At 67.3% G+C, this 23,807-nt stretch carries 23 protein-coding genes; 7 read left to right on the forward strand and 16 right to left on the reverse strand.

Annotated elements, in window-relative coordinates; translation table 11 throughout:
• Window positions 1-137 precede the first annotated feature (137 nt).
• Window positions 138-1,085, reverse strand: coding sequence for an ROK family protein (locus tag B5F73_RS07425; RefSeq protein WP_087227618.1), 948 nt, complete (start codon window positions 1,083-1,085; stop codon window positions 138-140).
• 382 nt (window positions 1,086-1,467) lie between these two features.
• Between B5F73_RS07425 and B5F73_RS07430 the strand changes: the two genes are divergently transcribed.
• The 3 genes from B5F73_RS07430 to mscL all read left to right on the forward strand — a co-directional run bounded on the left by B5F73_RS07430 (window position 1,468) and on the right by mscL (window position 4,045).
• Window positions 1,468-3,003 carry a carboxypeptidase M32 gene (locus tag B5F73_RS07430; RefSeq protein ID WP_087227619.1) on the forward strand — a complete coding sequence of 512 codons (1,536 nt, stop codon included), beginning with the start codon at window positions 1,468-1,470 and terminating at the stop codon, window positions 3,001-3,003.
• Between the two features lie 2 nt (window positions 3,004-3,005).
• Window positions 3,006-3,479: a D-aminoacyl-tRNA deacylase gene (gene dtd / locus B5F73_RS07435; protein ID WP_087227620.1), complete on the forward strand. Its 474-nt coding sequence runs from the start codon at window positions 3,006-3,008 to the stop codon at window positions 3,477-3,479.
• A gap of 77 nt (window positions 3,480-3,556) precedes the next feature.
• Window positions 3,557-4,045 carry a large conductance mechanosensitive channel protein MscL gene (gene mscL, locus B5F73_RS07440; RefSeq protein WP_087227621.1) on the forward strand — a complete coding sequence of 163 codons (489 nt, stop codon included), beginning with the start codon at window positions 3,557-3,559 and terminating at the stop codon, window positions 4,043-4,045.
• A gap of 79 nt (window positions 4,046-4,124) precedes the next feature.
• Here the strand turns inward: mscL and B5F73_RS07445 are convergent, their stop codons facing one another.
• The 5 genes from B5F73_RS07445 to asnS form a co-directional block, all read right to left on the reverse strand.
• Window positions 4,125-5,093, reverse strand: a complete 969-nt coding sequence (locus tag B5F73_RS07445) for a type I phosphomannose isomerase catalytic subunit (protein ID WP_087227622.1) — start codon at window positions 5,091-5,093, stop codon at window positions 4,125-4,127.
• 80 nt (window positions 5,094-5,173) lie between these two features.
• Window positions 5,174-6,112, reverse strand: coding sequence for a hypothetical protein (locus B5F73_RS07450; protein WP_087227623.1), 939 nt, complete (start codon window positions 6,110-6,112; stop codon window positions 5,174-5,176).
• A gap of 95 nt (window positions 6,113-6,207) precedes the next feature.
• Window positions 6,208-6,474: a hypothetical protein gene (locus tag B5F73_RS07455; RefSeq protein ID WP_087227624.1), complete on the reverse strand. Its 267-nt coding sequence runs from the start codon at window positions 6,472-6,474 to the stop codon at window positions 6,208-6,210.
• Window positions 6,475-6,516: 42 nt separating this feature from the next.
• Window positions 6,517-7,710 (reverse strand): CapA family protein, encoded by a 1,194-nt coding sequence (locus B5F73_RS07460; protein WP_087227625.1) that lies wholly within the window; start codon window positions 7,708-7,710, stop codon window positions 6,517-6,519.
• 34 nt (window positions 7,711-7,744) lie between these two features.
• Window positions 7,745-9,148 carry an asparagine--tRNA ligase gene (asnS, locus tag B5F73_RS07465; protein ID WP_087227626.1) on the reverse strand — a complete coding sequence of 468 codons (1,404 nt, stop codon included), beginning with the start codon at window positions 9,146-9,148 and terminating at the stop codon, window positions 7,745-7,747.
• Between the two features lie 236 nt (window positions 9,149-9,384).
• On the opposite strand from asnS, the gene pyrE reads away from it, so the two are divergent.
• Complete coding sequence (pyrE, locus tag B5F73_RS07470) at window positions 9,385-10,047, forward strand: orotate phosphoribosyltransferase (RefSeq protein ID WP_087227627.1); 663 nt, start codon at window positions 9,385-9,387, stop codon at window positions 10,045-10,047.
• A gap of 10 nt (window positions 10,048-10,057) precedes the next feature.
• Here the strand turns inward: pyrE and B5F73_RS07475 are convergent, their stop codons facing one another.
• Both B5F73_RS07475 and B5F73_RS07485 read right to left on the reverse strand, forming a co-directional pair.
• The gene (locus tag B5F73_RS07475) at window positions 10,058-11,332 is read right to left on the reverse strand and encodes a polysaccharide deacetylase family protein (protein WP_143803168.1); all 1,275 of its coding nucleotides are present in this window, start codon (window positions 11,330-11,332) and stop codon (window positions 10,058-10,060) included.
• Window positions 11,333-11,459: 127 nt separating this feature from the next.
• On the reverse strand, window positions 11,460-11,975 hold the full coding sequence (locus tag B5F73_RS07485) for a nitroreductase family protein (RefSeq protein WP_087227629.1): 516 nt from the start codon (window positions 11,973-11,975) through the stop codon (window positions 11,460-11,462).
• A 176-nt stretch (window positions 11,976-12,151) separates the two neighbouring features.
• On the opposite strand from B5F73_RS07485, the gene B5F73_RS07490 reads away from it, so the two are divergent.
• A complete protein-coding gene (locus B5F73_RS07490; RefSeq protein ID WP_087227630.1) occupies window positions 12,152-12,907 on the forward strand; it encodes a GntR family transcriptional regulator in 756 nt (251 codons plus the stop codon).
• Here B5F73_RS07490 and B5F73_RS07495 read toward each other — a convergent pair.
• The 8 genes from B5F73_RS07495 to B5F73_RS07530 are packed head-to-tail and all read right to left on the reverse strand — an operon-like array spanning window position 12,897 to window position 18,832.
• Window positions 12,897-14,015 (reverse strand): glycerol dehydrogenase, encoded by a 1,119-nt coding sequence (locus tag B5F73_RS07495; protein WP_087227631.1) that lies wholly within the window; start codon window positions 14,013-14,015, stop codon window positions 12,897-12,899. The two genes, B5F73_RS07490 and B5F73_RS07495, sit on opposite strands and share 11 nt — an antisense overlap.
• 34 nt (window positions 14,016-14,049) lie before the next feature.
• A complete protein-coding gene (locus B5F73_RS07500) occupies window positions 14,050-14,670 on the reverse strand; it encodes a transaldolase family protein (protein WP_087227632.1) in 621 nt (206 codons plus the stop codon).
• 59 nt (window positions 14,671-14,729) lie between these two features.
• The gene (locus tag B5F73_RS07505; RefSeq protein WP_087227633.1) at window positions 14,730-15,428 is read right to left on the reverse strand and encodes a transaldolase family protein; all 699 of its coding nucleotides are present in this window, start codon (window positions 15,426-15,428) and stop codon (window positions 14,730-14,732) included.
• Between the two features lie 10 nt (window positions 15,429-15,438).
• The gene (locus tag B5F73_RS07510) at window positions 15,439-16,260 is read right to left on the reverse strand and encodes a PTS system mannose/fructose/sorbose family transporter subunit IID (RefSeq protein WP_087227634.1); all 822 of its coding nucleotides are present in this window, start codon (window positions 16,258-16,260) and stop codon (window positions 15,439-15,441) included.
• Window positions 16,244-17,023 carry a PTS sugar transporter subunit IIC gene (locus B5F73_RS07515; RefSeq protein ID WP_087227635.1) on the reverse strand — a complete coding sequence of 260 codons (780 nt, stop codon included), beginning with the start codon at window positions 17,021-17,023 and terminating at the stop codon, window positions 16,244-16,246. The genes B5F73_RS07510 and B5F73_RS07515 overlap by 17 nt, the downstream gene beginning before the upstream one ends.
• A 51-nt stretch (window positions 17,024-17,074) precedes the next feature.
• Window positions 17,075-17,548 (reverse strand): PTS sugar transporter subunit IIB, encoded by a 474-nt coding sequence (locus B5F73_RS07520; protein WP_087227636.1) that lies wholly within the window; start codon window positions 17,546-17,548, stop codon window positions 17,075-17,077.
• A gap of 3 nt (window positions 17,549-17,551) precedes the next feature.
• Entirely contained in the window at window positions 17,552-18,424 is an 873-nt protein-coding gene (locus B5F73_RS07525; RefSeq protein WP_087227637.1) for a sugar phosphate isomerase/epimerase family protein, read from the reverse strand.
• Between the two features lie 3 nt (window positions 18,425-18,427).
• The gene (locus B5F73_RS07530) at window positions 18,428-18,832 is read right to left on the reverse strand and encodes a hypothetical protein (RefSeq protein WP_087227638.1); all 405 of its coding nucleotides are present in this window, start codon (window positions 18,830-18,832) and stop codon (window positions 18,428-18,430) included.
• A gap of 197 nt (window positions 18,833-19,029) precedes the next feature.
• Here B5F73_RS07530 and B5F73_RS07535 point away from each other — a divergent pair, with 197 nt between their 5' ends.
• Both B5F73_RS07535 and B5F73_RS07540 read left to right on the forward strand, forming a co-directional pair.
• The gene (locus B5F73_RS07535; RefSeq protein ID WP_087227639.1) at window positions 19,030-21,624 is read left to right on the forward strand and encodes a DEAD/DEAH box helicase; all 2,595 of its coding nucleotides are present in this window, start codon (window positions 19,030-19,032) and stop codon (window positions 21,622-21,624) included.
• A gap of 67 nt (window positions 21,625-21,691) precedes the next feature.
• Window positions 21,692-23,797 carry a UvrD-helicase domain-containing protein gene (locus B5F73_RS07540; RefSeq protein WP_087227640.1) on the forward strand — a complete coding sequence of 702 codons (2,106 nt, stop codon included), beginning with the start codon at window positions 21,692-21,694 and terminating at the stop codon, window positions 23,795-23,797.
• The last annotated feature ends 10 nt before the right edge of the window (window positions 23,798-23,807 follow it).

Consider the following 23,807-nt stretch of genomic DNA (forward strand, 5'->3'; position numbering starts at 1 on the left):
CCAGTGCAAAACGAAAGCCCTCCGAGCGCCGCCCGACCGGGCGCGAGCCGCACGAAAGAGGCGCCCGCAGGCCGTCTTGCGGACCTGCGGGCGCCCCAGGGACGCAGGGCTCAGCGCGCGGGCGAGAAGGACGTGCCCTACTGCTCGTCGCGGAGGCGCAGGGCCTCGTAGGCGCAGCCGTACATGGCCGCCTGGTTGCCGAGGCCGGCGGCCTCGATCTTGACGTCGCGGCACGGCGAGAGCGCGAGCTCCTGGAAGCGCTCGCGCAGCTTGGGCGCGAAGGTGGAGAAGCCGCCCGCCACGCCGCCGCCGATCAGGTACATGCCCGGGTCCACGATGCAGGAGATCTGGGACATGGCGAGGGCGAGGTAGTCGCACATCTTGTCGATGGCGATGGCCGCGCACTCGTCGCCGGCGGAGAGCGCCTGGAAGACGGAGAGGGTGTCGGTGGCGTGCTCCACGTCGACGGGCTTCACGCCGCGACGCTCGCACTCCTCGAGGTAGAGGCGCACCACGCCCTTGGCGGAGGCGTACTGCTCCAGGCAGCCGTGGCGACCGCAGCCGCAGGTGAGCGGCTCGTCTCGCTCGACGGTGATGTGGCCGACCTCGCCGCCCGCGCCAAAGGCGCCCGCGATGAGACGACCGCCCACGACCACGCCGGCGCCCACGCCGGTCCCCAGGGCGATGAGGACGAAGCTCTGGACGCCGCGCGCCGAGCCCGCCCACATCTCGCCGAGGGCGGCGGCGTTGGCGTCGTTGACGAAGGCGACCGTGGCGCGCGGGAAGGTTGCGGTGATGGCGCCGACGAGGCCCTCGGGGTCGAGCTCGATGTTGGGGAGGAATCCCACGGTGCCGTCCTCGGCCACGGGGCCGGGGATGTCCAGGCCGCAGGCGATGACGTCCGCCGGGGCGCTGTCGTGCGCGGCGAGGACGCGCGTGATGCCCGAGGTCACGACCGCGTAGGCATCCTCGGTGGTGAGCGCCGGCGTGGGGATCTTGCGCTCCTCCAGCAGCTCGCCCTCGGGCGTGAAGAGGCCAACCTTGATGCTCGTGCCGCCCACGTCGATGCCCAGTACCCTGTCCATTGCGACCTCCTTCGTCAGGCGCGCCGGCGCCGGTCCGTTCCAATCCCCTCGATGATACGGGCCGCGACGCCGCGACGGCCGGACGACTTCGTGGCCGGTCGGTGCCGTCGGTAACGGGCTGGGGGCGGGCCGCGCCAGCCTCGCCCCCGAGGTTATGCGACATCCCCGAGGTTATGCGACGTTGGCGAGGTTATGCGCAGAAAAGGCCGAGGCTCTCACCTGCACAAACGCGAAAATCGCCGCGTCCTTCTCGACCAGCCATGCCGCATAACCTCGGGGATGTCGCATAACCTTCGGGGCGGACGGGATGAGCGGGCGGGCGAGAAGGACGAGCGCGGGCGCGACGGCTACACTGGAGACGTCCCTATGCAAAGGAGGACCCATGGCCGAGGTCAACGCCGCGCTCTCCAACCCGAGGGCAGACATCTCCGCGCTCGACGAGCTCGAGCGCACGCTCTTCTCGCTGCGCTACGCGATCGACGAGATCGGCTCGCTCGGGCCGGTGATCGACCCGCCCAAGGCAACGGCCGAGCGCGGCGAGGCCCTCGCCGAGCTCGAGCGCGCCCGCGTGGAGGCGCTCTGCGATCCGGACGTGGGCGACGTCCTCGAGCGCCTGGCGGCCGCCCCGGAGCTCCTGAGCGCCACGCAGCGCGCCCAGGTCCGCGTGCTCGCGCGCGACCGCGACGCCCTCGTGCGCATACCCGCCGACGAGCAGGCCGCCTTCAGCCGGCTCACCTGCGAGGCGGAGGACGTCTGGCGCCGCGCCAAGTCCGTGGGCGACTGGGAGGCGTTCTCCCCCTACCTCGACCGCATCGTGGAGGCGCGCCTGCGCATGGCCGCCGCCCGCGACGACGCCCGCGACCCCTACGACGTCTGGCTCGACGAGTACGAGCCCGGCTGCGACGCCGCCTTCTACGACCGGTTCTTCTCGCAGGTCAAGGACTGTGTGGTCCCGCTGCTCGCCGACTGCATGGCCAGCACGCGCAAGCCCGGCCGCTCCTGCGTCGAGGGACGCTTCGACGAGGGCCGTCAGTGGGAGCTGGCGCGCGACCTCGTGGCCCTGGAGGGCGTGGACGAGAAGGCCCTCTGGCTGGGGCGCACCGAGCACCCGTTCACGGGCGGCCCGTCCACGGGCTTTGTCCTGATCGCGAGCCACGCCTACGAGGACGACGTCCTCTCCAACGTGTTCTCCATGCTGCACGAGGGCGGCCACGCCCTCTACGAGCAGGGCGTGGATCCCGCCTACCGCTACACCTCGCTCAGGGGCGGCACGTCCATGGGCATGCACGAGGCGCAGTCGCGCTTCTTCGAGAACCTCGTGGGGCGCTCCGAGGCCTTCGCGCCGACGCTGCTGGCGGCGCTGACCGAGCGCTTCCCGGGCCGCTTCGCGCGCGTGACGCCGCGTCAGCTCTACCTGGCGGAGAACTGCGCCGAGCCGGGCCTCATCCGCACCGAGGCCGACGAGCTCACCTACCCCCTGCACATTCTCGTGCGCTACGAGATCGAGCGCGCGCTCTTCTCGGGCGAGGCCACCGCGTCGGACGTCCCGCGCCTGTGGGCCGAGAAGTACCGCGCATACCTCGGCGTTGAGGTCCCCGATCACGCGCGCGGCGCGCTGCAGGACACGCACTGGGCGGGCGGCGACTTTGGCTACTTCCCCACCTACGCACTGGGGTCGGCCTACGGTGCGCAGATCAAGGTGGCCATGGTCAGGGACGGCGTCGACTTCGACGGCGCCTGCGCCGCGGGCGATCTCGCACCCATCCGCGCATGGCTAGGCGAGAGGATCTGGCGCTGGGGCCGCTCCAAGGACTCGGGCGAGCTCATCGAGGGGGCCTGCGGGGAGCCCTTCTCGCCGACGTACTACACCGACTACCTCACGGCCAAGTTCTCGAAGATCTACGGTCTGGAGGCCTAGCCGTGCGAGCGCTGATCCAGCGGGTCGAGCGGGCGCAGGTCGAGGTGGACGGCGCCGTGGTGGGCAGCTGTGGCGCGGGCTACCTCGTGCTGCTGGGCGTGGCCCCCGGCGACGACGAGGCGCTGACCGAGCGCCTCTGGCGCAAGGTCGCGGCACTTCGCATCTGCGCCGACGACGCCGGGAAGACCAACCGGTCGCTCGTGGACACCGGAGGGGACGTGCTGGTGGTGAGCCAGTTCACCCTCTACGCCGACGCGCGCCGGGGCAACCGGCCCTCCTTCACCGGGGCGGCCGCCCCCGAGCTTGCCGAGCACCTCTACCAGCGCTTCTGTGACCTTGCCGAGAAGGACCTGGGGCCGGCGCGCGTGGGTCGCGGCGTCTTTGGGGCGGACATGCGCGTGAGCCTGGTGAACGACGGGCCGTTCACCGTCCTTCTCGACACCGACGAGCTGGGATGGGGCTCATCCAAAGGTTGAACTTGACAGTCCAGCTGAGTCTCTGCTGAAGATACTATGCTTGATAAGTTGTGCATCCAAGACAGAAAGGCTCATCAATGAAGATCGTCGACGAGTTCAAGGAGTTCATCGCCCGCGGCAACGTGATGGACATGGCCGTTGGTATCATCGTCGGCGGTGCGTTCACCGCCATCGTCAACTCGCTCGTGACCAGCGTCATCACCCCGGGCATCCACTTCCTCACCGCCGTCACCAGCTCCGCCACCGGCGGCGCCGCCGACGGGGCCAGCGACATCATCACCGGCCTCAAGTGGATGGTCCCCGGCACCGATGCCGCCCCCGAGTACATCGACCTCGGCGCGTTCATCGGCGCCGTGATCAACTTCCTGATCATCGCCTTCGTGGTCTTCTGCATGGTCAAGGGCCTCAACACCATGCGCGAGAAGATGGACGCCATCGCCAAGAAGGACGCCGAGGAGGAGGCTGCCGAGGAGGCCGCCGCCCCGCACTGCCCCTTCTGCCTCGAGGAGGTCAAGGAGGGCGCCACGCGCTGCCCGCACTGCGGCGCGGAGATCAAGGCTGCCTAGCCTCTCCCTCACCACGTAACGAAAGGCGCCTTCGGGCCTCTCGCCCGGCGGCGCCTTTTTCGTACGGAAGCTCAGCCCCCTACGACGGGACGCGGGAGGTGATGAGGGTCATGTCACCCGAGAAGAGCAGGTCGCCGCAGCCGGACGGCGCCAGGAAGTGCGCGCCGCGCGCGATCTTGTGCTCCGCGCCCGCATCGGCGGCGCGCACGGAGCCCTCGCCCTCGATCACGCTCACGCAGAGGAAAGGCCAGTCCTCGCCCACGGTCTTCTCGCCCTCCACGCGCACGCGGTCCACGACGAAGTTGGGGCACTCCATGAGCTCGGTCACGCCGTCCACCTCCGGTGCGGTGACCTCGCCCGAGGCGGGCGCCTGCTGCTCGTAGTCGACCACGTCGAGGCTCTGCTGGATGTGCAGGTCACGCGGCTTGCCGTCGTCGCCCACGCGGCCGTAGTCGTAGACGCGGTAGGTGACGTCGGAGGACTGCTGCGTCTCCAGGATCAGCGTGCCGCCCTGGATGGCGTGGACGGTACCCGGCTCGATGGGGAAGAAGTCGCCCTCGTTGCACGGCACGAGGTTGAGCATGTCGTCCCAGCGGCCCTCCTCGATCATGGACGCCAGCTCGGCGCGGTCGTGCGCGCGCTGTCCGATCACGATCTGCGTGCCCGGGTCGGCGCCCAGCACGTACCAGCACTCGCGCTTGCCGAGGCTGCCGTTCTCGTGCTCGCCGGCGTAGGCGTCGTCGGGGTGCACCTGCACGGAGAGGTTATCCTTGGCGTCGATGATCTTCACCAGCAGCGGGAAGCGGTCGCCCTCGAGGCCGCCGAAGAGCTCGCGGTGCTCGTCCCAGAGCTCGGAGAGGTGCTTGCCCGCCCAGGGGCCCTCGGCCACCACGCAGTCTCCGTTGGGGTGCGCGCTGATGGCCCAGCACTCGCCGATGGGACCGTCGGGAATCTGGTAGCCGAAGTCGTCGGCCAGCTTGCGCCCGCCCCAGATCTTGCCGTGGAAGATGGGCGTGGGGAAGATGAGGTCACGCGTGTTGTCTGCCATGGTTCCTCCGCATTCGTTGACGAGAAGGGCGGGGCGCCGCAGCACCCCGCCCCATGATAGACCCCTCTCGAGGCATCCCGCTAGAGGCTCATGCTGTAGAGCCCGTGCAGGTCCTGGTTGACGTCGAGCGCGACGAGCGTGGCCTCGACCGCCGAGCCCTCGCCCACCGTCACCACGTCGTGGTCGAAGTAGAAGAAGGCGTCGTCGGACTCGCCCGCCCTGACCGTGCACGACAGCGTCGCGTAGTCCCAGACGTCCTGCCCGTCGAGCGTGGTCGTGTAGTTGACCACCACGAGGTCCATGTCGGAGCGGTTCTCCACGTGGACGAGGTAGCCCGTGTCACCCTCGACGTCCTCGGCGATGCCCGTGATCTGGATGAGCACGGCCGCGTCATCGGCGACGGTGAGGTCGAGCGGGGCCGTCTCGGTCGCACCCACGTAGATCATCTTCTGCATGAAGATCATCTCGTCGTTGAAGAGGTAGGCAAAGCTGTCGGGGTCGTTCACGTCGGCGGTGTCACCCGTGTCGTCGCCGTCCGACTCGACGAGCTCGTCGGTCAGCTCCTCCACCGTGTCGCCAACGTTGTCCTTGGGCTGACGGTCCATGTTGGGGTCGTCGGACTCCTTCTCGAAGACCATCGTCATGCCCGACGCATCGAGGGTCAGCGTGTCTCCCGAGAACGGGACGTCAACCTCGGCGCCGCCCAGCTCGAAGGTGAGGGCGCCGTCCTCCTCGACGGACCAGGAGCCCTCCTGCTGGTTGCCCACCTCGTTGTAGATGAGGCTGCCATCCTTGTCGAGGTCGATCGTCACGAGCATGCCCGCGTCGGCCATGGAGTCCACGGTCTGCTCGTCCCACGAGTCGTCGTCCGACTCGGCGCTGACGAGCTCCCATGTCCCGACGAGCTCGTCGCGCATCTCCCCCAGGTCGGGACCAGACGTGCCGCCGCCGCACGCGACGAGCGACGTTGCCAGCACGAACGCTCCAGCGAGCGCCCCCAGGGTCCTTCTCAGCCTCATGGTTACCTCCCCGTTGGAAGCCTCATTTGACAGAAGAGTAGCTGAAAGGCACCCACGACGGGAAAGCGTTTCTCCGGATTCGGCGGGCGGAGGGGCTAGCGGCTGCCGCCGCGGCGCCTGCCGTGGGCATTACGCGGCAGGAGGAAGCGCTCGCAGACGTTGGAGGTGCGCAGATACTCCGCGCCAAAGGGGTCCACCGTGGGGACCAGGCCCTCGGGCCGCTCGGCGAAGTGGTTCTCGGGGGTCGTGGCCACGTGCGGGTTGGTGAGCGTGTAGCCGCGGCTGCATGCCCCCTGGTAGAGGCCCGACTCCTCGTGGAGCATGAACGTTGCGTAGGCACAGTCAGAGCAGTGAAGACCCATGGGAACCCCCTCGAGCGGCGTTTCCCTGATGGTACCCCTTTGTCAGGCCTCCCACACCAGCGCGCCGGACGCGGCGTCAAAGCCGTCTCCCAGGCGCTCCGCGCAGAAGTCGACGCACCACGGGAGAGAGAAGTCGGCGCAGCCGGAGACCAGCCTGACCTGGTTGGCCGCGGCCAGCTCCTCGGTGTAGTCGCGGAGCCGGTAGGTGGTGAACGCGGTGCCGTCCGCGCGATGCGTGACGAGCGGCGTGAGCGTGCACGAGGTGACCTCGCGGCCACCGTCGAAGCGCAGCGAGACCTGTGCCATGGCGCCCACCATCGTGTCCTTGCGCGGGGACGTGGAGGTGAAGTTGCCCAGGGACCAGAACACGGGCACGGCACGGCCGTCGGCGTCCTCGATCACCTCGAAGGGCTGCATGACGTGGGGATGGCTGCCAATGATCGCGTCGACGCCGGCGTCGGCGAGGACCTGCGCCCAGCGGCGCTGGTCGTCGCTCGGCCCGGCGGCGTACTCTACGCCCCAGTGCGGGAAGGCCAGGATCGCCTCGGCGCCCGCGGCGCGGGCAGCCTCCGCGTCCTCGGCGATCCGAGCCTCGTCCAACAGGCGTACGGCCCAGGGCTGCGGCAGGGGGATGCCGTTGGTGCCGTAGGTGTAGTTGAGCACGGCGATGCGATGCCCCTCGAGCTCGACCAGCGGAATGACGTCGAAGGCCTCCTGGCTGTCGGCGATGCCGGTGACCAGGACCTCGGGGTGTGCGGAGCGCCAGTACGAGAGCGCGGACTCGATGCCCGCCATGCCCTTGTCGAGGGCATGGTTGGACGCGCCGAGCGAGACGTCAAAGCCCGCGGCGACCTCGGCGTCGCCGATCTCCTGCGGGCTGTTGAACGTGGGATAGCCGGAGAGTCCCAGCCCCTCGCCGCCGAGGATGGTCTCCTGGCCGACGACGGCCACGTCCGCGGCGGCCACGTCGTCCGCCACCTGGGCGAAGAGGTGGTCGTAGGCGCGCGTGCCGTCCGCGCGCACGCCGCTCTCCCAGACGCGCTGGTGCACGAGGACGTCGCCGATCGCGAGGACGGCGAGCTCGTCGGGCGCCGCCTCGTCGAGGACGGTCGCCCGCTCGAGGGCGTCGTCGGACGGAGCGGGCGCCTCGCTGCGGGAGCAGCCCGCAAGGGCACCCAGGCCGGCCATGCCGGCGAGCGAGAAGAACTCTCTGCGCGTGAGCGTCCTGCGTGCCATGGGGCCTCCCCCGGACGGGCGCGCCGCCCGAACCCTAGAAGTCCGCGTTGCCCACGGTGCGCGGGTGCGGGATGACGTCGCGGATGTTGTCCACGCCGGTGAGGTACATCACCATGCGCTCGAAGCCCAGGCCAAAGCCGGCGTGCTCGCAGCCGCCGTAGCGGCGCAGGTCGAGGTAGTACTTGTACTGCTCGGGCTCCATGCCCAGCTCCGCGATGCGGCGCTCGAGGACGTCGAGGCGCTCCTCGCGCTGCGAGCCGCCCACGATCTCGCCGATGCCGGGCACGAGGCAGTCAACGGCCGCCACGGTCTTGCCGTCGTCGTTCAGGCGCATGTAGAAGGCCTTGATGGCGGCCGGGTAGTCGGTCACGAAGGTCGGGCGCCTGAAGTGCTCCTCGGTGAGGTAGCGCTCATGCTCGGTCTGGAGGTCGCAGCCCCACTCCACGGGGTACTCGAAGACGTGGCCGGAGGCGGCGGCCTGCTGCAGGATCTCGATGGCCTCGGTGTAGGTGACGTGCGCAAAGTCCGAGGTGGCCACGTGCGTGAGACGCTCGATGAGGCCCTTGTCGACGAACTTGTTGAAGAACTCCATCTCGTCCGGGCAGGCATCCATCACGTAGTTGATCACGTACTTGAGCATGTCCTCGACGCAGGCCATGTCGCCGGCGAGGTCGCAGAAGGCCATCTCGGGCTCGACCATCCAGAACTCGGCGGCGTGACGGCGCGTGTTGGAGTTCTCGGCGCGGAACGTGGGGCCAAAGGTGTAGACGTCGCCAAAGGCCAGCGCAAAGTTCTCGGCCTGGAGCTGGCCGGAGACGGTGAGGTTGGCGGCGTGGCCGAAGAAATCTTGCGACCAGTCGACGGCGCCGGACTCGGTGCGCGGCGGATTCTCCACGTCAAGCGTGGTCACGCGGAACATCTCGCCGGCGCCCTCGGCGTCGGAGGTGGTGATGATCGGCGTGTTCACGTAGACGAAGCCGCGCTCCTGGAAGAAGCGGTGGATGGCGTAGGCGGCCACGGAGCGCACGCGGAAGACGGCGCGGAAGAGGTTGGTGCGGCTGCGCAGGTGCTGCTGGGTGCGCAGGAACTCGCGGGTCTGGCGCTTCTTCTGCATGGGGTAGTCCGGGGCGGAGGCACCAGCCACCACGATCTTCTCGGCCTGGAGCTCAAAGGGCTGCGGGCGGTCCGGCGTGAGCGCGAGCGTGCCCGTGACCACGAGCGCGGAGCCCACGCCCGTGGCGGCGATCTCGTCGTAGTTGGCCAGGCGCTCGCGGTTCATGACGACCTGCAGGTCCTTGAAGCAGGAACCGTCGTTGAGCATGACGAAGCCAAAGTTCTTCATGTCGCGGACCGAGCGGACCCAGCCGGCAACGGTGACGGTGGTGCCGCCCAGGGCGTCCATGTCGGCAAAGAGCTGCGAGATGTGCGTGCGTTCCACGGATACTCCTTCGATGGTTCTTCTCGCCTGATTTCCAGCCCCTAACTCTAGCGCATCGAAGGCCGCTCATTGTCACGTGACTTTTGAGGCCGCAAATCTCGGACGAGGCTCCACGTTTTCCCAGATAGCCGAAAAATCCGCGTGACTTTTGAGGCCGCAAAAGACACGCGGGCGAGAAGGGCGGTCGGCTAGAATCGAGTCAGCGACAAGAACGCCCGCCCCCCGGAAGGAGCAGCATGGAAGCCTACAAGCGCGAGTTCATCGAGTTCATGGTCGAGTCGAACGTCCTGAAGTTCGGCGACTTCACCCTCAAGAGCGGTCGCAAGTCCCCGTTCTTCATGAACGCGGGCGCCTACGTCACGGGCAGCCAGCTCAAGCGCCTGGGCGAGTACTACGCGCACGCCATCAACGACAACTTTGGCCTGGACTTCGACGTGCTCTTTGGGCCGGCATACAAGGGCATCCCCCTGTCCGTCACCACCGCGATCGCCCTCCACGACCTCTACGGCAAGGAGGTCCGCTACTGCTCGGACCGCAAGGAGGAGAAGGACCATGGCGCCGACAAGGGCAGCTTCCTGGGCTCGGCGCTCGCGGACGGCGACCGCGTGGTCATGATCGAGGACGTGACCACCTCCGGCAAGTCCATCGACGAGACCTACCCCAAGGTGACGGGCGCCGCCAATGTTGAGGTCAAGGGCCTGATCGTCTCGCTGAACCGCATGGAGGTCGGCAAGGGCGGCGTCGTGACCGCGCAGGAGGAGATCCAGGAGCGCTACGGATTTCCCGTGGCGAGCATCGTGAGCATGGCCGAGGTCGTCGAGGCGCTCGACGGCACCGTGATCACGCCCGAGCTCAAGGCCGCGATCGACGCCTACTACGAGCAGTACGGCGTGAAGTAGCGGAAGTCCCCTACTCCGTCGCAGCCATCTCGGTGGGCCAGACGGCGCCCTCCGGCAGCGTGGCGTTGCCGGAGGCGACGTCCTCGGGGATGCGGCTGTCCATGGCCATGAGCTCGTTGATCGTCACGAACTTGTAGCCGCGGGCCTGGAGCGCCTCGATGATCCTGGGGAGCGCCTCGAGGTCCTGGTCGCGGTTGCCGCCGCCGTCATGCATGAGGACGATCGCGCCCGAGTAGGCGCCGTTCGTGCAGTTGGAGACGATCGCGTCGGCACCCGGGAGGCGCCAGTCCTCGCTGTCGAGGTTCCAGATCACGGACGCCGAGAGCGTCGCGCCCGAGGCGAGCCAGGTGTCGTTGTTGAAGTCGCCGTAGGGCGGGCGCAGCACCGTCGTCGCAGGCGCGCCGGACGAGGATATGGCGGAGAACGCGTCGGTGACCTCGGACTGGAGCGTCGCCGCGTCGAGGGTCGTGAGCTGCTGGTGGTTCTGGGTGTGCGAGGCGACCTGGGACCCCTGGTCCTCGATGGCCTTCACGAGGTCGGGGTTGGCGGCCGCGGCGGAGCCGAGGCAGAAGAAGGTCGCGCGGGCGCCGTACTTGTCGAGGATGTCCAGGTAGCGCTGCGTGTAGGAGCTGGGGCCGTCGTCAAAGGTGAGCGCGATGACCTTGGAGCCGTCGTCGGGCGTGGGGTTGACGCTCTCGATCACGGCGTTCTGGACCGGCTCGACCTCCTCCTTGAGGACCGCCTCTCCGGAGACATCGCCCACGGTGTAGACCGCCTTCCCCGCGCGGCCCCACTGGGCCACGTAGGTGATGGCGCCGATTCGCTCGTAGGGCTCCATCTTGGGCGCGGTCTCGCGCTCCTCCTCGTGCGAGGCCTCGGTCACGTCGGCACCGTCGCCGAAGACGATCTCCTCGTTGCCCTCCGCGCGGAATGCCGCGATCTGCTCGGCGTCGAGCTCCCTGCCAGCGACCGTCGCGGAGAACGGCGCGCCGCCGCCCTCCGAGATCACGGCGCCCCCGACCGAGACGAGGTCGCCCGGGGCAACCTCGACCTTCTGGGCGGCGATGATCTCCTCGAGGGTGGCGTCGTGGCGCACGTCGGCGAGCGTCCCGTTGACGCGCACGCTCACGGTCCTGTTGAGCCACAGCCACGCGCCCCCGCCCACGAACGCCGTGACGGCGAGAAGGGCGAGGACGACAAAGACGAGCGAGCCACGGCGCGAGCGACGTGCCGGCCTGCGGCTGTGCGACGTGCGAGCTCCATGGCGGGGCGTGCTCTGCTTCATGGGAACCACCCGTGGGACGAGGCTGGCGGGCGCGCGTTCCGCGGGCCCGATAATGAGAGCACCAGCGTATCAGTTAGCCGCTTTCAGCGGTGTGACGCTCCCGTCACTCAAGCGCGCGTTTCGGCGCTCACAGCCTCGTCACAAGCTCCTCGGTGGGGCGCCGCCTGAGGTGCATGGCCGAGGGCTCGGCGTCGTCGGCTGGATAGCCGATCGGGAAGAGCGCCACGAGGTCGTAGCCGGCGGTCTCCGGGAAGGCCTCGTGCACGGCCGGCGCGTCGAAGTGACCGACCCACGTGGTGCCCAGCCCCAGGTCGTGCGCCGCGAGCATGATGTGCGTCCCCACGATCGAGGCGTCCACGTCCGCGAAGTTGCGGTCGTCGTACTTGCGGACCCACGCCTCGTCCGCCCGGGCCCCCAGCATGAGGATGACCTTGGCGCCAAACGAGAAGCGCGTGAGGGCCGAGAGACGCTCCACCGCCTCCGGGCTCTCCACGACCCAGAGGTGCCAGGGCTGCTTGTCGACCGCCGTGGGCGCGGCGACGGCGGCCTCCACGAGCGCGTCGATCTTCTCGGCCTCCACGGGCCTGTCGGAGAGGTCGCGGCAGGAGTAGCGGTCGTGCGCGAGCTGCAGAAAATCGGTCATGGGAGCCCCTTTCGTCAGCATGTCCCGAGTATACCCGCGCCGCGCCCGGAGGCCGCTCGAGCATTGCTGAACGAAATGTGAAGATGGGAACCTCGTCGCGGTTTGAATTTTGCTTGTATCATGTCGTCATATACTCTTATGCCAATGCTTGACAGCTCGAACCACGGGAGGCTCACATGGCGCCAGACAGCACCGCGCGCCCTGACCTGCTCTACACCCAGGTGGAGAACAGTCTCCGCCAGAAGATAATCTCGGGGGAGCTCGAGGTCGGAGCGCGTCTTCCCACGGAGCAGGAGCTCTGCGAGCAGTTTGGCGTCAGTCGCATTACCGTGCGCCGCGCGGTCCAAAACCTCGTCGACGAGGGCCTCATATACCGGCTCCGCGGCCGCGGGACGTTCGTCTCCGCCCCCAAGCGCATGATTCGGAAGGGCTCCCCCAACTACTTTGGCTACCACGCCTTCTCCGAGGTCGGGGGGAAGAGCCCACGGCGCGTCCTCAGCAGGGAGACGCTCAGCGCGACGGGGCGGCTCGCCAAGGCCCTGGAGATTCCGGAGGGCTCGCGCGTCTCCATGGTCGAGCGTCTCATATACGAGGAGTCCATTCCGATCGCCATAGACTACGTCTACGTCTCCGCCCAGCTCTTCCCCAACTTCCTCGAGGACCTCGGCGAGGACATGAGTCTCTACAGCCTTCTCACCAGCACCTACCAATGCGTGCTCGGAAACGAGGAGCTCGTTCTCGACGTCTCGACCGCCCGCGAGAGCGAGGCCCGGCTCCTCTCGTGCTTCGTCGGCTCCCCGCTCTACGTCCTCTACAAGATCACCAGGGACGCCGACGGGGTACCCCTCCACTACTCCAAGTCGGTCATGCGAGGGGACCGGGCCTCGTTTAGGTTCGTCATCTCCCCCGACGGACGCGTCGTTACCTCGTAGGCGCGCCCTCGGCGCCCCTCATTCGGCGACCCAGGGCGTCGGTGGCGAGAAGGACGTCCACGACCTCCCTCACGTCGAGGTGCACCGGACTCGCCCCCCAGGACTCCGCCTCCAGGGCCGCCCGGGCGATCTTCTCGAGGTCGTCTGACGAAGGGTCGAGACGCAGCTCCTCGAACGTCACCGGGACGCCACAGTCCACGCACAGGTGTGCCGCGCGCTCGATCTCCTCTGAGGGGTAGTCCTCGGCTATGAGCAGGCTCAGGGTCGAGAAGCCCACGCGCTCCCCGTGCATGGATCTCTCTCCGTTCGACACCACCGTCATGGCGTTGCCCAATCCGTGAGCGAGCGAGCACCCAACGTTCTCGAACCCTATGCCGCTGAGAAGAACGTTGGCCTCCACCACGTTCTCGAGGGCGGGCGTGACCGTTCTGGCCGCGTTGGCCCGCACGGCGGCAGGCCCGTCTCGAAACAGCGTCTCGACGCAGGCGCGGGCCACGGCCCTTCCGGCGAGTGTGGCCACGCCGCTCTCGGTGTCGCACCACACGTAGTTCGCGTGTCCCGTCCGCTCGTTCGAGACGCCCTCGTAGTACGTCGAGAGCGCGTCGCCAATGCCCGCGGAAAGAAACCTGACGGGGGCGTTCGCGATCACGCGCGTGTCGACGAGCACGAGGTCGGGGTTCTTTACGTGAATGACGATGTCGTTCATCTCCCCCTCGTCGCTGTAGAGAATCGACATCGCGCTCGTCGGGGCGTCGGTCGCCGCGATCGTTGGGCACACCACCAGCGCGGCACCGTCTGCCGCCAGCATCTTCGCGACGTCGATCACCTTTCCGCCCCCGACCGCCACGATCACGTCATGGCCGGCCCCGGCCTCGCGGCGGACGCGCTCGACGCTCCCCCTACTGATCTCCCCCTCGAAGGTCACGAGGTCATAGGAGGACCCGCCAAGGTCCCCGTACTCGGAGAAGAGCGAGTCCCCCAGCATGTGCTGCACGAAAGCGTCCACGACAAAGAGGTGCCTCGTTCCAAACAGGTTCGCGTAGCGAGCCGCGTGGTCTATGATTCCGGGGCCCTGAAGGTAGTGCCCCACCGATCCCCAAGCCCTCATGCAGGCTCCTTTCGATTCGATTCAACAGGTCGACTCACGTGAGCGGGCTCGTCGCCAGCTGGTCGAGGAGCGCAAGGTCGACGGTGACGTTCTCGGCCCCGGCGAGCAGCGCCCGCTCGACGTCGCGCGGCGTCTTGAGCGAGGCGGCGCACACCATTGCTCGCGCACCAATCTCCCGGAAGGCGGCCGCAATGTCGCGCACGACTCCCATGCCGTCGCACCCCGCCCGGTCAAGGCGACTCACGTAGACCGCGACGCAAACGGCGCCCGCCGCCTCGGCGAGAAGCGCCTGCTCGACGTCAAAGACCGCCGTGCAGGAGGAGCGTATGCCAACCTCGGCAAGCTCGCGTATGGCTCGGTAGCCCTCGGGGCACGCGGGAATCTTCACGAGCGTGTTGCCGGGGACCTCGGCGACGATCCTGCGCGCGTCAGCAACCATTTCCTCGCACGTGTCGCCCATGACCTCGAGATAGAGCTTCGCCTCGGACCCGATCAGCTCCCGAAGGGCGCGCGAGCGCGCCAGGAAGCCCTCCCCCGAGTCCCCGATCCCCTGAACGGCAACGGTCGGATTGTCGGCAAAGCAGTTGCAGGGGTACGTCCCCGTGGCGGCTCTCACCTCGTCCAGGCTCATGCTCACAAGACAGATCTCGATCATGGCCACCCCAAACGGTAGAGAGGCCCCCGCCGACGCGCGGCGGGGGCCGAGGTCGTGCGCTACGCGACCATGTTGGCTATTCTCGCGCCCTTGCCGAACAGCCCCTCCCAGTCGGACTTGAAGGTGTCAAGCGTTCCCTGCGTCATGGGGTGAACGGCCATGGCGCCAAGCATGGGCAGGTCAACGGTAACGTTCTCGGCGCCCGCCTCAATGGCCCTCTGAAGGTCGAGCGGGGTCTTCAGAGAGGCGGCGCTCACCACGCAGTCAATGCCATGGGAGACGAACGCCTCCTTTATGCGCCTCACGACGTCTATGCCGTCGCCACCGTTCTTGTCGAGGCGGCTCACGTACACCGCGACGTAGGAGGCGCCCGCCACGGCTGCGAGCATGGCCTGGTTAAAGGTGTAGACCGCCGTGCAGGACGTGCGAATCCCCAGATCGCGCAGCAGGGAGATCGCCTTGAAGCCCTCGGGGCACGCCGGGATCTTCACGAACGTGTTTCCGGGCACGGCCTTGACCATTGCCTGGGCGTCTTCGACGAGCTCCTCGGCGGTGTCGCCCATGGCCTCGAGGAAGAAGGGGGTCTCGCTTCCGATGACGCCGCGAATGTCGAGGGCGTTCTGAATGAAGGTCCTCCCGGTGCCCTCGAGGCACCTGACCGCAATGGAGGGGTTCATGCTGTAGCAGTTAATGGGGTAGATCTTGCTGGCGGCCTTCACCATTTCAAAGTCGCCGGTGTCAAGGCAAAACTCAAGCATCGTCTCTCCCTTATCCGAGAATCCCAAGAGCTCCAAGGACAACGCCCAGGACCATGATCCCAATGATCTGCGCGAGGATGTTCACACCCTTCTTGTTCAGGGTGTACAGCCCCGCGAAGGCGGCGACGGGAAGCAGGCACGGGAAGATCGAGTCGAAGGTCTCCTGGAGGGAGAACGCGGTGCCGTTGAGGTCAAAGGCAATCGGCGTGCTCACCACAACGTTCGTCGCGACCATGGCGCCAATGACCATGAGGCCGACGACGGACAGCGCGGTCGTGAGCTTCTGCATGACGCTCGTGTCGGAGACCTTGGAGATTATGTTGCCGCCGAGACCGTAGCCGTACTTCACGCCGAGGTAGCGCAGGGCGATGGTGATCACGTTGTAGATCGCCAGGAACAGGATCGGGCCGAGAATCGAGCCGCTCATGCAGAGGCCACCGACGATGCCGGTCGCAATTATGCGCAGGGTGCCGGCAATGAGGGAGTCGCCGATTCCGGCGAGCGGCCCCATGAGCGCGACCTTCATAGAGCTGATCGACGAGGTGTCGAAGCCCTCGTTGTTGGCGTTCTCCTCCTCCATGGCCGCGACGATGCCGCCGATCAGGGGCTGCATGGTGGTCTGGCAGTTGTAGAACTCGAGGTGGCGCTGGTAGGCGGCAATGCGGTCCTCGCGGTTGTCGTAAAGCTTCTTGATCGCCGGAATCATGGACCAGCAGAACGCCATGTGCTGCTGACGCTCGAAGTGCCATGCGTGGGAAGTGGTGAACGACCTCCAGAAGAGGCTGTTGAGCTCCTTCTTGGTGAGCTTCTTCTCGTTAGAACTCGTTGTCATCGTCAACCTCCGTCTCGAGAGCAGAACCCTGGCTGGGAATGAAGATGTGGGCCATCATCAGCACGCCAACGAGCACGACGGCAAAGCAGACGATGCCGAGGACGGGAACGCCGAGGTATGCGGCGAGCAGGAAGCCGAGCAGCAGGAAGACCGCGGTCTCCTTGGAGACGATCATGGTCACCAGCTGGGCGAAGCCGAGGGCGGGAAGAATGCCCGTGGCAATGGTTATGCCCGTCGTGAGCCAGGCGGGAATGCTGTTGACCAGGGCGGACACCGCGTCCCCGCCAAACATGAAGGCCACGAAGCCAATGACGCCGAAGGTCACGTCAAACAGGAAGCCGTTGGCCAGGAAGATCGCAGAAATCCCCTTGTCGTTGTCCTCGGCCGCGAACTTGTCCGCGGAACGGGCCATGATCGGAGTAATGACGCCGTAGAAGAGGTTGACCACAAAGGCCGAGAGAACCGCGGCGGGCATGGCAATGGTGACGGCCGTGTCAATGCCGTTGCCCGTCGTGATCGCAAAGGCCGTGCCGAGCACCGAGCCAACGATCATGTCAGGCGGAATCGAAGCTCCGATCGCCTGCATGCCCATGAAGACGAGCTCGAGCTGGAAGCCGATCATGACTCCCGTGGGAACGTCGCCCAGCGCGAGTCCGACGAGCGCGCCGAGAACGAGCGGCCGTCCCAGCATCGCGGTGCCGACGAAGTAGTCGGCCTTGCCCACGAACACTATGAGGCCAATGAGAAAAGCTTGCAGTGCCATGTGTTTCCCTCCTTGCTTGGTTGTCGTGCGGAGAATCCCCTTGGTCCGCGGCTAGAGATCTGCCGCGGACAGTACCGCCTTCTTGTCCTTTGCCACCTGTCTGACCTCGACCTCGACGCCCTTCTCGACAAGCGCTCGCAGAGTCTCGCGCTCCTGGTCGGTGACGTGAACCGCGATTCCCAGGGTCTTGGTGGTCTGGTCCGTTTTCTCGGTGCCGCCGAGATTGAGCGAGGGAATGCCGCACTCCTCGACGAGGCGTGCGCCGTCCGCCACGCTCCCGGTCACGACAAGGAGCTTGTACTTGTCGGTCACGCCGCTTTTTATGGCTGCAATGGAGTCGTCGATGCTCTTAATCACGAGCTTCATGCCCACCGGCTTGGCCAGGCGCATGGTCTTCATGCGAATGGGATCGCTCGCCGCCGCGTCCGAGGCGACGAGAATGGCGTCCGCCCCCAGTGCGTGGCACCAGGAGAACGCGACCTGGCCGTGCAGGAGTCGGTGGTCAACGCGGCAAAGCTTGATCATGTGCTACCTCTCTTCCTTCTCTGGCTGGCTGTTTTTGTGGTGTGCTAACTGGGCAAGGCAGCCCTCGTAGAGCTCCCTGGTCTCCCGGACGTAGGACTCGGGGTCGCGGAAGCTCATGGGGTGGACGTACTCGAGCGAGAATCCGCCGCGATACCCGTGCCGCTCAAAGGCGCGCAGGCTCTCGAGCATGTCGAGTTCCCCGTGACCCCAGGGCATGTGACCGGTCGGGGTGCCGTCGACGAAGTGGCAGTGGGCCACGTCGTCGCCAAAGGCCTCGAACCAGTCGTCCACAGTCTCGCCCGCCGCCGACATGGCGCCAAAGTCAATGGTCACGAGGAGGTTGTCCCGATTGACCCGCTCCTTGATCAGCGCGAGCGACGCGATGTCGGGACCGACCTCGGACGACTTTGTCCAAATGCTCTCGAGCACGAGGTCAATCCCCCGCTCGGCTGCATAGTCGGCAAGCCGGCGCAGCATGGTGACGCTCCGCTCGCGCGCCCGCTCGACGGGCTCGTCGTAGTAGTTCCACCCCGGGGTGACGAGCACCTTCGGGCAGCTGGTCGCCTGTGCAAGGTCTATGACTTTCTCGAAGTAGGACCTCGTGTTGCTCACGAGAAGCTCTTCGCGGGCGGCTATGTTGTTGGGCTTTGGGTTGTTCTGCTCCCCGCACAGGCATGCGAGGCGCACGCCATAGGCGTCCATGAGGCGAAGAAGGCGCTCGGGGCCCTCGGAGAACTGACCGTTGACCAAAACGTGCTGCGGACAGAGCCACAGCTCGGCCGAGTGCAGGCCAAGGCGCGCACAGCTGGCGAAGAACCCCTCGAGGTCGAAGTAGCGGTAGCAAATGTTCATGGGGTAGAGGGACTGGGCGTCCATGGCCTAGAACTCCTCGGACTCGTCGGAGGCCAACCCGTTGCAGACGAGGATCGACCGCCTTCCCCGCTCGACAACGCTCTGGACCCCCTCGACGGTGGGCTCGTCCTCGGAGACCAGCTCGACGAGCGTCGGCATGTTCATGCCCGCCACGAGAATGAAGTCCTTCTCCCCCAGCAGCGCCATGAACTCGTTGTTTACGCTCCCGCCGAATATGTCCGTCACCACGACGACCGCGTCCTCCGGGGAGAACTCGGCGAACGTTTGGTCAATCTGACTGCGCAGCGAGACGTCCTGGTCAACGTAGGCGCAAATCGTCGAGACGTTGGGAAGGTCACCAAGAATGAAGCTCAGGGTGTCTTTCATGCCGTCGGCCAAACGGCCGTGAGACGCCAGTACGATTCTCGTCATGCGTGCCTCCCTCTCGCCCGATTTATTATGTGTGATGATATAACGTCACATGACATTGTCAATACAAATGGGATTTCTGGCTTCAGCCGACCGCTCGGAGTGGAATACCCACCTTCCACCGGTCCCGGACGCGCGGACACGCCGCCGGGGCGGAGGGCGCGCCGCGCTAGAATGGGTGCCCGCACGAAAGGAGTCATATGCCCGTCACGCCCGCACCCGAGACCGTCGACGAGGGGCCCAACGCGCCCGGATCGCTGGGCCGCCTCATACCCTGGCCCGACGACGAGACCTACCCCAACATCCCCGCCGAGGAGGCGCTCGACCTCTTCCTGGGCTGGGTGGAGTCGCGCGGCATCGAGCTCTGGCCACACCAGGAGGAGGCGCTGCTCTCCCTGGCGGCGGGCGACCACCTGATCCTGGGAACGCCCACGGGCTCCGGCAAGTCGATGGTGGCGCTGGGCATGTGCTTCATGAGCGTCTGCACGGACCGGCGTGCCTACTACACCGCGCCCATCAAGGCGCTGGTGAGCGAGAAGTTCTTTGACCTCGTGGACCTCTTTGGCCGCGAGAACGTGGGCATGATCACCGGCGACGCCTCCATCAACGCGGATGCGCCGATCATCTGCTGCACGGCGGAGATCCTGGCCAACCAGGCGCTGCGCGAGGGCGAGAAATGCGACGTGGGCTGCGTCGCCATGGACGAGTTCCACTTCTACGCAGACCCCGACCGCGGCTGGGCCTGGCAGGTGCCGCTGCTCACGCTGCCACACGCGCAGTTTTTGCTCATGAGCGCCACGCTGGGCGACACCTCGGCCATCGCCGCGGCGCTCTCCGAGCACACCGGCGGGCGCACCGTCGACACGATCGCCGACGCGCCGCGCCCGGTGCCGCTGTCCTACGAGTTCGTGGACACGGCGCTGGAGGGCACCGTCGAGCTCGTGCTGCGCGCGGGCGAGGCGCCGCTCTACGTCGTGCACTTCGCGCAGGACGCCGCACTCGCCAGCGCGCAGAGCCTGGCCAGCTACGGCGTCTCCACCAAGGAACAGCGAGAGGCGATCAAGGAGGCCATCAAGGGAACGCGGTTCACCACCACCTTTGGCAAGACGCTGCAGCGCCTGCTGGGCTGCGGCGTGGGCGTGCACCACGCGGGCATGCTGCCGCGCTACCGCCTTCTCGTGGAGAGGCTCGCGCAGCAGGGGCTGCTGCCGGTCATCTGCGGGACGGACACGCTGGGCGTGGGCATCAACGTGCCCATCCACACCGTGGTGCTCACGGCCTTGTCGAAGTTTGACGGGCGGCGCATGCGCCACCTCAACGCCCGCGAGTTCCACCAGATCGTGGGGCGCGCCGGGCGCGCCGGCTTTGACACCGAGGGCCACGTCATCGCCGAGGCCACCGAGTACGACATCGAGAACGCACGCGCGCTCGCCAAGGCGGGCGGAGACCCCAAGAAGGCGCGCAAGATCAAGACCAAGAAGCCGCCCGAGGGGTTTGTGGGCTGGAACAAGCAGACCTTCGAGCGACTGGTCGCCGCCGTGCCGGAGCCGCTGCGGCCGCGCATGAAGGTGACGCACTCGATGGTGCTCGCCGAGGTCGAGCAGGGCGGCGACGCCTGGGCCCGCGTGCACCGGCTCGTGGAGGAGTCCGCGCAGCCCGAGGCGGAGAAGGCCGCGCTCGCCACGCGCGCGGACGAGATCTTTGCCACGCTGCTCGACGCCGGCGTGGTCACGCGCGAGGAGCTGGCGGACGGCAGCACGTCCTGGTCCACGACCGTGGACCTCCCGGACGACTTTGCGCTGGACCAGCCCCTCTCGCCGTTCCTTCTCGCCGCGCTGGAGCTTCTGGACCCGGAGTCGGAGACCTATGCGCTCGACGTCATCTCCATGGCCGAGGCAACGCTCGAGGACCCCTGGCAGATCCTGCGCGCCCAGCAGCGCGTCGCGCGGGACCGGGCGCTCTCCGAGATGAAGGCCGAGGGCGTCGACTACGACGAGCGCATGGAGCGCCTGCAGGAGGTCACCTACCCCAAGCCGCTCGAGGAGCTGCTCGAGCCCGCCTTCGAGCAGTACTGCGAGAAGGTGCCGTGGGCGCGCGACTTTAGCCTCTCGCCCAAGTCCGTCCTGCGCGACATGATCGAGACCGCGAGCGACTTCAAGGAGTACGTGGCCCGCTACAACGTGGCGCGCTCCGAGGGCCTCTTCCTGCGCTACCTCTCCGAGGCGTACCGCGCGCTCGACCGCACCGTGCCGCTCGACAAGCGCGACGAGCGGCTGCGCGACATCATCTCGTGGCTGGGGCTGGTGGTGCGCACGGTGGACTCCTCGCTCGTGGACGAGTGGGCTGCCGCCGGCGAGGGCACCTCCGAGGGCCTCGACGCCGCGCCACCCGCCGCGGACGAGGTCGTGCGCGACCGCCGCGGCCTCACGCTGCTGGTGCGCAACGCGCTCTTCGCCCGCGTGCGGCTGGCGGCGCACGGACGCGCGGAGGAGCTGGGCAAGCTCGACGCCGAGTGGGGCTGGCGCGCTCCGGTGTGGCAGCGGGCGCTGGAGCGCTTCTTCGACGCACACGAGGAGGTTCTGCTGGACGGCGACGCCCGCAGCGCCGCGTACTTCTCGATAGACGAGAAGGACGAGAAGTCCGCGCACGTCTGGCACGTGCACCAGGCGTTCCGCGACTCCGACGACGACCGCGACTTTGGCATCTGGGGCGACGTAGACCTCGACGCCACCCAGGACGAGGGCGCCGTGGTCTTCTCGGCCTACCGCGTAGGCTTTGTGGACGACGAGGCATAGCCCCGCGCGCTGCGATGGCGTACCATTGAATGCTCGAAATTCCGTGCCCCAACGCAGAAGGAGCGCCATGCAGGACCAGGACCCGATCTTTGCGGCCGAGCAGGCCCACCTGTCGGAGCTCTACGCCAAGCTGCTCAAGATCCGCGACGACATCTCCCAGGACCTCGAGTCCAACCACAAGGGCGCCAAGCAGGACCTCATCGAGATGAGCGAGGAGGTGCGCCTGGACTTTGGCGGCGCGGACGAGACCATCGAGACGCTCGCCGCCATCGAGACGCTCAACTCCATCATCGACGCCTACAACCAGTACCACGACTTCAACGTGGACAAGCTCCGCCGTGTGATGCTGCTGCTCATGCAGCCCTACTTCGCGAAGGTCACGCTCGAGATGCGCCCGGGCCGGCCGCCGCGCGACGTCTACATCGGCGCCGCCGGCATCACCGACGAGCGCAGCCGGCCGCTGGTGGTTGACTGGCGCTCGCCCGTGGCCGAGACCTACTATAACCAGCAGATGGGACCGACCTCCTACCAGGTGGACGGTAAGACGCGCACGGTGAACCTCACGCTACGCCGCCAGTTCGACATCGTGCGCGACACGCTCAACGGCTACTTCGACACCACCGTCGCGATCGAGGACTCGCTGCTGCTGTCGGCCCTCAAGAAGCACCACACAGAGAAGCTTCAGGCCATCACCGCAACGATCCAGCGCGAGCAGAACGAGGTCGTGCGCCACGAGGACGTGCCCGTCCTGCTGGTGAACGGCATCGCCGGTTCGGGCAAGACGTCGGTCTTGCTGCAGCGCATCGCGTTTCTTCTCTATCAGGAGCGCAAGACGCTCGACCCCAGCCAGGTCTGGCTCTTCTCGCCCAACGACGTCTTCGAGAGCTACATCGACACGGTCCTTCCCAGCATGGGAGAGTCCAACCCGCAGACCGTGACCTGGCGCGACTTCGTGGCCGCGCAGGGCGCCGGCGAGCGCGACCTGGGCCTTGCGACCACGCCCGAGACGCTGCGCCGCATGGACGAGGCCGCGCGGGAGCTCGTCCTCGAGCCCGACGACCTGCGCGAGATTCGCCTCGGCGACGAGACGCTGCTCAAGGCGAGCCAGGTGAGGAGCGCCGTCGAGAAGTTCGCGGAGTTCGACGTGGGGCCGCGCTTCACCGCGCTCGTGAAGGAGGAGCTGCACGACCGCCTGAACCGCCGGCTCGCGCAGATGGCTCGCAACGACGACATCCAGGAGGAGATGCTCGGCCTGGACGTGGAGCGCCAGTACGAGATCTTCGGCGAGACGCTCTCCCCCGACGACGAGGACGAGACGGTCGCCTACGCCAAGCGCTACGTCGAGCACCTCTACGAGGACGCGCACGAGAAGATCGAGGGGCTCGCGTGGCTGCGGTTCGACCGCATCGGCATGCGGCTGCTGGGCCAGAGCGCACTCTCGGCGACCGAGTGGCTCTACCTGCGGCTCATCTTCACGGGCATCGGCAGCCGCGACGCTCGCTTCGTCATGGTGGACGAGGTCCAGGACTACACCGAGGCCCAGCTCATGGTGCTCGCGCGGTTCTTCTCTCGCGCGCACTTCCTGCTGCTCGGCGACGAGCACCAGGCCATCTACGAGGGGACTGCCACATTCGCGCGCATCGCCGAGATCTTCCGCGCCAGCCACGGGAGCGTGGATGAATGCCGTCTGCTCACGAGCTACCGCTCCTCGCCGGAGATCACGGAGCTCTTCTGCGGCCTGTTGGAGCCGGACGAGCGGCGGCGACTCACCTCGGTCCAGCGCGCGGGCGTGGAGCCCGTCATCCGCGCGTTCGAAGAAAAGGACGCTTACCTCGAGGCGCTGCGCGCGGCCGTGGCAGAGCCCGGCGAGGGTCTCACGGCCATCGTGGCAGAGAGCGACGCACGCGTGAGCTGGCTCGCCAAGCAGCTGGGTGACGCGGTGACGGTGATCCGCGGGGGCATGTCGCTGCCCGCGGAGGGCGTGGTGCTGCTGCCCCTGCGCGTTGCCAAGGGCCTGGAGTTCGACCACGTCATCGTGCCCGACGCGCAGGCCGAGGTCTACCCCGACACGCCGCTCGCGCGCCGGCGCCTCTACACCGCGCTCTCCCGCGCGATGCATCGCGTGACCGTGCTCGCGCAGGGCCCGATCACACCGATGCTGGGCGCCCGATAGCACGCGCAAA

This window comes from Olsenella sp. An270, assembly GCF_002159735.1.
Taxonomy (GTDB): Bacteria; Actinomycetota; Coriobacteriia; order Coriobacteriales; family Atopobiaceae; genus Thermophilibacter.